The following is a 6,928-nucleotide window of genomic DNA, read 5'->3' on the forward strand; positions in this document are numbered from 1 at the left end:
CTCCTCACCACGCCCGCTCGCCCCACCACTCCCTGAAGGAGCCGCTTCCCATGACCACCACCCGCAGAACCTTCGGCGCCCTGGCCGCCGGTGCCGCGCTGGCCGCCCTCGCCCCCGCGACCGCGGCGAGCGCCACGCCCCGCCACCGCCGCCCGATCGCCCACGACGACTTCCGCCACGGCCTCGGCCGGTGGGCCGTCGAGCTGGAGAAGGGCGGCACCGTCACCGCCTCCCGCGGCACCCTGGAGGTCGACGTGCCGGCCGGCGCCACGATCTGGTTCAGGGAACGGCTCGAAGGCCCCTACGTCCTGGAGTACACGGCCGTCCCGGTCTCCGCGGGCGGCGTCAACGACCGTGTCTCGGACCTCAACAACTTCTGGAACGCCGTCGACGCCCGTTCCCCCGACGACCTCTTCGCCACCCCGCGCGGCGGCGCCCTCGCCGAGTACGACCACCTCAGGACGTACTACTCGGGCTACGGGGCCAACACCAACACCACGACCAGGCTGCGCCGTTACGTCGGACAGCCGGGGGTGCGGCCGCTGCTCCTCGACTACACCGAGCCGCTGCTGGTGGCGAACGCGCCGCACCATGTCCGCATCGTCTCCGACGACTCCACCGTCCGCTGGTGGAACAACGGGCGGCTCGTCTTCGACCACACCGACCCGCAGCCGTACACCGCCGGGCATTTCGCCTTCCGCACCACCTGGAGCCATTTCCGGATCAGCGACTTCCGGGTGTGGTCGTTGCACCGACGCGGCTGAGGAAGGCGTTATTCCCGCATTGGCCAAGTCTTTAGGAGTGGCTTATCTCACCGACCGTCAACCCCTGCCTACGGTCGCGTAAGTCACATTCGAAGGTGAATCATGAGCGGTTGTGGCAGACGATTCGAAGAATGACAACAGTTCAGTGATCGGGTCGTACGTGGCGGTGGGGGACAGCTTCACCGAAGGCGTCGGCGACCCCGGCCCCGACGGGGCGTTCGTCGGCTGGGCCGACCGGTTCGCGGTACTGCTCGCGGACCGGCGGCCCGAAGGCGACTTCGGCTACGTGAACCTCGCGGTGCGCGGCAAGCTGCTCGACCAGATCGTGGAGGACCAGCTTCCGCGGGCGGTCGAGATGGCGCCGGACCTGGTCTCCTTCTGCGCGGGCGGCAACGACATCCTCCGGCCCGGCACGGACCCCGACGAGGTCGCCGAGCGCTTCGAACGAGCGATCGCGGCCCTCACCTCCGTGGCGGGCACCGTCATGGTGACCACCGGGTTCGACACCCGAGGCGTCCCCGTGCTCAAGCACCTGCGCGGCAAGATCGCCACCTACAACGGGCACGTGCGCGCGGTCGCCGACCGGTACGGCTGTCCGGTCCTGGACCTGTGGTCGCTGAAGTCCATCCAGGACCGACGGGCCTGGGACGGCGACCGGCTGCATCTCGGCGCGGAGGGCCACACACGCGTGGCACTGCGCGCCGGCCAAATCCTCGGCCTCGAGGTACCCGCCGACCCGGAGCAGCCCTGGCCGCTGCTCCCGCCGCGCGGCACCCTGGAGATCCGGCGCGACGACGTGCACTGGGCGCGCGAGTATCTGGTGCCGTGGATCGGGCGCCGGCTGCGCGGGGAGTCCTCGGGGGACCACGTGACCGCCAAGGGCACGCTCTCACCCGACGACATCAAGCTGCGGATCGCGTCCGTGGCGTGAGCCAGAGTGAGCGGCCGGTCGTTGCCGAGGTCCGGCCGGCCGCTCCACCAGGGAGGTGAGCCCGCGAGAGTGGCGCCCCCGGTGCGACCCGGTCCGGGTGCTACGCGCTCGGCCGAGCCGTTGCGCGGGACCCGGCCGCCGTCGGCCTCAGGGCTCCTGGACGCTCGATGTCCGCGCCCCCAGCCCGAGTTCCCGGTCCAGCGCCTCCTCCACCCATTCCCGCGCACGGGCCCGGGACACCGCACCGTCGTAGGACGTGAGCTGTACGGCGAGACCGTCGAGGAGGGCCGTCAGGCGCAGGGCCGTCCCGGCCGGGTCGGGACAGCAGAACTCTCCCGCGGCCACCCCCTCCGCGATCACCTCGGCGAGCGCCGCCTTCCACCGCCGGTCGAGACCGCGGGCGACGTCCCGCAGGGCGGGTTCGCGCAGCGACACCGCCCAGCCCTCGATCCACAGCCGCCAGCCCTTGGCCTGCCCGGTGGGGGCGTACCAGCGCACCGCAGACCGCAGCCGGCGCAGTGCGGTCGTACGGCGGCCGAGCAGTTCGCGCAGCCGGGCCAGGTCGGCTTCGGCGGCGAAGGCGAACGCGTCGGCGACGAGCCGCTCCTTGGTGGAGAAGTGGTAGAGCACCAGCGCGTTGCTCACGCCGAGCGCCGAGGCCACGTCGGCGATCCTGACCGCCGCCACGCCCCGCGCCTCGATCTGCTCGATGGCCGCCCGCAGCAAATCCTCGCGCCGCTCCGCCACACTCAACCGGACCCTTGCCACGCCGTCACCCTACACAGGCCCGCGACCTGCGCCGACGCCCTCAGCGGTGCTGCCCGAAGCGTTCCGTGATGAGCGCCAGCCGCTGGTCGGCGATCGCGTGCGCGGCCCGGCGCGGGGTCGTGGTGTCGGCCTCCGCACGCGTCAGCACCCGCTCCACCAGGGCGCGCATCGAGCGGCGTGTGTACGCGAACGCCTCGTCGGCGTCCGCGCCGATGTCGCCGAACAGCGTCCACCACCACCAGGCGTTCGTCGCGGAGTTGACGACGACGTCCGGCAGCACGCTCACCCCGCGCGCGTGCAGCAGCGCCTCCGCCTCGGGCAGGACGGGCATGTTGGCCGCCTCGGCGATCCAGCGGGCGGTGATCCGCGCCTGCTCGTGCGGCCCGATCGCGTACGACACGGCGGCCGGCACCAGCACCTCCGCGTCGGCCGACAGCCAGGCGTCGCCCGGCAGTTCGCGGTCGCCGGGGCGCAACGCGTGCCGTCCGACGGTGCCGTGGGCGTCCCGCGCCGCCAACAGCGCCTCCACGTCGAGGCCCGCCGGGTTGGCGATCGTGCCCTTGACGTCGGCGACGGCCACGACCGTCAGTCCCGCGCGCGTGAGGAAGCGCGCCGTGGCCCCGCCCATCGTGCCGAGCCCCTGGAGCGCGACCCGGGTGCCGGCGTAGGGCACCCCGGCCCGGTCCAGGGCGGTGAGCACCGACTCGGCGACCCCGCAGCCGCCGACCAGCTCGCCGAGGCCGATGCCGCCCACCCGGACCGCGAAGGCGTCCGCCAGTCGCCGGCGGGCCGCGCCCTCGTCGTCGAGCAGCGGATAGACGGCCTGGATCGACGACACGAGCCCGGCCTCAGCCGCGGCCCGGTCGACGACGTCCTGGCTGAGCCCCAGATCCTCACCGGTGGTCCAGCAGCTCTCCACGTAGGGCCGCACCGCCCGCAGGTACCGCACCAGCAGCCCGTACGACGCCGGGTCCCGGGGATCGCAGTCGATGCCGCCCTTCGCCCCGCCCAGGGGGACGTAGCGTGCCGCCGGGTCGTAGTGCAGGGCCTCCTTGAGGCTCATGCCGCGGGCGAGCCCGGTCACCTCCTCGAGGGTGCAGCCCTCCCGCATCCGCAGGCCACCGCTGCACACTCCGCGCACGAGCCGGTCGACGACCAGATGGCCCCGGCGGCCGGTGACGTGGTCGGTCCAGGTGAGGGACAACAGGGGGGCGGTCGCAGGGGCGGTCATACGGACTCCTCGCCGAGGACCTTTACTGAACAGTGGATCAGTATCGGGAGCGCGGAGGCGCCGTGTCAACGCGCGGTGGCCGGTGCCGTACCAGGGCGCCCCGAGGTTTGTCGGACCGTCGGACCATAATGGGAAGCCTCAGCGACCCCACCTGGAGGTACCGTGGCCGGATTCCGTTCCCTGAGCCCCGGGCTCCGCGCACTGCAACCCGAGGCCTTCGGCGCGGACCCGAGCGGTGAGCGCCTGGCGCGTATCCGCAGATCACCCCACTTCAAGGACGGGGTGTTCCAGAACCCCGGCGGCATCGGCGCGCGGATCCGGCCCTCGGGCTCCGGGCTCGACATCGCCAAGGCCTTCCTCGACAAGGACACCCGCCCCCGCCGCTCCCCGTCCGGCCCGATCCCGGTGCATCCCACCACCCTCGCCGACCTGGCCCGGCCACCCGCCACGGGCCTGCGGCTGACCTGGATGGGGCACTCCAGCGTGCTCGCGGAGATCGACGGGCACCGGGTGCTGTTCGACCCGGTCTGGGGCGAGCGCTGCTCCCCCGTCCCCTTCGCGGGCCCCAAGCGGCTGCATCCGGCCCCGCTGCCGCTGGCCGCGCTCGGCCCGGTCGACGTCGTGGTCATCTCGCACGACCACTACGACCATCTGGACCTGCCCTCGGTCAAGGCGCTGGCCGGCACGGACACCCTGTTCGCGGTGCCGCTCGGCGTCGGCGCCCATCTCGAACACTGGGGCGTGTCCGCCGACCGGATCCGCGAGCTGGACTGGCACGAGGCGACCCGGGTCGGCGGCCTCACCCTCACGGCCACCCCGGCCCGCCACTTCTGCGGCCGCGGCCTGCGCAACACCCAGCACACCCTGTGGGCCTCCTGGGTCGTGGCCGGCGACGAGCACCGGATCTTCCACAGCGGCGACACCGGTTACTTCGACGGTTTCAAGGACATCGGCGCCGCGTACGGCCCGTTCGACGCGACGATGATCCAGATCGGCGCCTACTCGGACCTGTGGCCGGACATCCACATGACCCCCGAGGAGGGGGTGCGCGCCCACCTCGACCTCCAGGGCGGTCCGGGCGGGGCGATCCTGCCCATCCACTGGGCCACCTTCAATCTCGCCATGCACCCGTGGTCCGACCCGGGAGAGGGCACCCTGGCCGCCGCGCGCGCGGCAGGCACCCGGATCGCGCTGCCCCGCCCCGGCGAGCCCTTCGAGCCGGCCGCCGAGACCGTGCCCTGCGAGCCGTGGTGGCGTGCCGTGGCGCGCGCTCCGGCGGGCGGGTGGCCCGACGTACCGCCAGAAGCCAAGGCCATGGCCGATACGGTGCGTGACATTTCCACGGATGCGGCCGAGGACGGGGGCACCCCGGAGGTCGTCCCGGCGGGCTAGCGGGGCGCCCGTACCGGACCGGACCACCTGGCGACGGGGGTCGGGGAGCGAACAGCTCCCCGACCCCCGTCGTTCGTTTCCGAACACCTGTGACCAGGTCTGATCGACCTCACCACCCAACTGTCCGAACCTCTCGCGGGTTTATCGGTCTGTCGTACGAAGCCTCATACCAGAGCGGGACGCTCACCGGGGGACTTTGTCAACTGCCCCTCGCACATCATGGGTGGGCAACTACTGTGAGTGGCCGTGGAGGGAGAGGCGCACAGGGCTCTCGCTCTCCCGAACGACACCGCGATGGCGCGAGCCCGAGGAGCGCACCCCACGCGAGCCCCAGGCCCGACGGACAGTACGAGGACACCGATGTCTCACCTCCGCGCACCCGCCGCACGCGCAGACCGCCGCGAGGGCGGACGGCACGGACGACCGGTCTCCCGCCCCGCGCCCGCACCGGCCGAGACGCACATACGGCCGCAGTTGGTGCGCCTCGCGGTCCTGCCCCCGACCGCCGTCGCCCTCAGCGCCTGCGCGGTCGTCCTGTTCACCGTGCGCTCCACCGGCGCCCGGCCGGGACCCGTCCTGTGGGCCGTACTCGCCGGAGCCGTCGCGGTGACCGGCGTCGGTATCGTCGTCGCGGCCGTGGCCGCCGACCGGGCCGCCCGCACCGTCGCCGACCGCATCACCGCCCTGCGCCGCAACAGCGCGCGCGGCGAGGCCGACCTGCGCGCCCTCCTCGACGGGCTGCGCCGCGGCGACCCTCCGCCGCAGCGCACATCGCGCGGCGGCCCGCCCGGTGACGCCGACGAGTTCGAGCTGCTCGCCGCCGATCTGTCCCGCGCCCACGACGGGGCCGTCACCGCCGTCGTCCAGGCCGCACAGCTCTCCAGCCAGACGGGCAGCGAACAGAAACTCGAGGTCTTCGTCAACCTCGCGCGGCGCCTTCAGTCCCTCGTGCACCGGGAGATCTCCACCCTGGACGAGCTGGAGAACGAGATCGAGGACCCCGACCTCCTCAAGGGCCTCTTCCACGTCGACCACCTCGCCACCCGCATCCGCCGCCACGCCGAGAACCTCGCCGTCCTCGGCGGCGCCGTCTCCCGGCGGCAGTGGAGCAACCCCGTCTCCATGACCGAGGTGCTGCGCTCCGCGATCGCCGAGGTCGAGCAGTACTCGCGGGTCAAACTCGTCCCGCCGGTCGAGGGCGAACTCCGCGGGCACGCCGTCGCCGACGTCATCCACCTGCTCGCCGAACTGGTCGAGAACGCCACGGTGTTCTCCGCCCCGCACACGCAGGTCCTGCTGCGCGCCAACCTGGTCACCTCCGGGCTCGCCGTCGAGGTCGAGGACCGCGGCCTCGGCATGCCCGTCGAGGAACAGAGCCGGATGAACGCCCTGCTCGCCGACCCCGACCAGGTCAACGTCGGCCGCCTGCTCGCCGACGGCCGCATCGGCCTCTACGTCGTCTCCCAGCTGGCCCGCCGCCACGGCATCCGGGTCCGGCTCCAGAACAACATCTACGGCGGCGTCCAGGCCGTACTCGTCGTACCGCAGGCCCTGCTCGGACCGGCCGGACCGCCGTTGCCGCAGGCCGAGGGGAACGGCGTGGCGGCGGCGGGCGGGCAGGCACCGCGGGAACTGGCTCCGCAGGCCGGTGCGCGTTCGCCGTCCCAGGGGCGGACCGGGGCCCACAGGGAACCGCAGCCGCAGCGCCGGGCCCAGGCCGAGCCCCGCCCGCAGCTGCAGCCCGTGGCCCGACTCCAGTCGCAGGCGCCGACGCACCACCAGCCGCAGTTCCCGTCCCAGCCGCAGTCCCACTCCCCGGTCCCACCGCGGAACACATCCCCC

6 protein-coding genes are annotated in these 6,928 nt (G+C 73.2%); 4 read left to right on the plus strand and 2 right to left on the minus strand.

Features of this window, described 5'->3' with window-relative positions; genetic code table 11:
- Window positions 1–50: 50 nt before the first annotated feature.
- A complete protein-coding gene (locus P1P75_RS38095; RefSeq protein WP_319264044.1) occupies window positions 51–764 on the plus strand; it encodes a DUF6250 domain-containing protein in 714 nt (237 codons plus the stop codon).
- Between the two features lie 145 nt (window positions 765–909).
- The gene (locus P1P75_RS38100; protein WP_319264051.1) at window positions 910–1,695 is read left to right on the plus strand and encodes an SGNH/GDSL hydrolase family protein; all 786 of its coding nucleotides are present in this window, start codon (window positions 910–912) and stop codon (window positions 1,693–1,695) included.
- Between the two features lie 147 nt (window positions 1,696–1,842).
- On the opposite strand, the gene P1P75_RS38105 is transcribed toward P1P75_RS38100, so the two are convergent.
- Window positions 1,843–2,463: a TetR family transcriptional regulator C-terminal domain-containing protein gene (locus P1P75_RS38105; protein ID WP_319264045.1), complete on the minus strand. Its 621-nt coding sequence runs from the start codon at window positions 2,461–2,463 to the stop codon at window positions 1,843–1,845.
- Window positions 2,464–2,503: 40 nt separating this feature from the next.
- Window positions 2,504–3,694: a Glu/Leu/Phe/Val dehydrogenase dimerization domain-containing protein gene (locus P1P75_RS38110; RefSeq protein ID WP_319264047.1), complete on the minus strand. Its 1,191-nt coding sequence runs from the start codon at window positions 3,692–3,694 to the stop codon at window positions 2,504–2,506.
- 162 nt (window positions 3,695–3,856) lie between these two features.
- On the opposite strand from P1P75_RS38110, the gene P1P75_RS38115 reads away from it, so the two are divergent.
- Together P1P75_RS38115 and P1P75_RS38120 are read left to right on the plus strand one after the other, a co-directional pair.
- The gene (locus tag P1P75_RS38115) at window positions 3,857–5,086 is read left to right on the plus strand and encodes an MBL fold metallo-hydrolase (protein ID WP_319264049.1); all 1,230 of its coding nucleotides are present in this window, start codon (window positions 3,857–3,859) and stop codon (window positions 5,084–5,086) included.
- A 360-nt stretch (window positions 5,087–5,446) separates the two neighbouring features.
- Window positions 5,447–6,928: ATP-binding protein (locus P1P75_RS38120; protein WP_319264050.1), on the plus strand; the 1,482-nt coding region annotated here is incomplete at its 3' end.

The sequence above is a fragment of the Streptomyces sp. ID05-39B genome, assembly GCF_033794725.1.
GTDB classification, from domain to species: domain Bacteria; phylum Actinomycetota; class Actinomycetes; order Streptomycetales; family Streptomycetaceae; genus Streptomyces; species Streptomyces bobili.

Bases quoted from the DNA above. Each gene is read 5' to 3' on its own strand.
- P1P75_RS38095 (WP_319264044.1), top strand. From the start codon at position 51: ATGACCACCACCCGCAGAACCTTCGGCGCCCTGGCCGCCGGTGCCGCG.
- P1P75_RS38110 (WP_319264047.1), bottom strand. From the start codon at position 3,694: ATGACCGCCCCTGCGACCGCCCCCCTGTTGTCCCTCACCTGGACCGAC.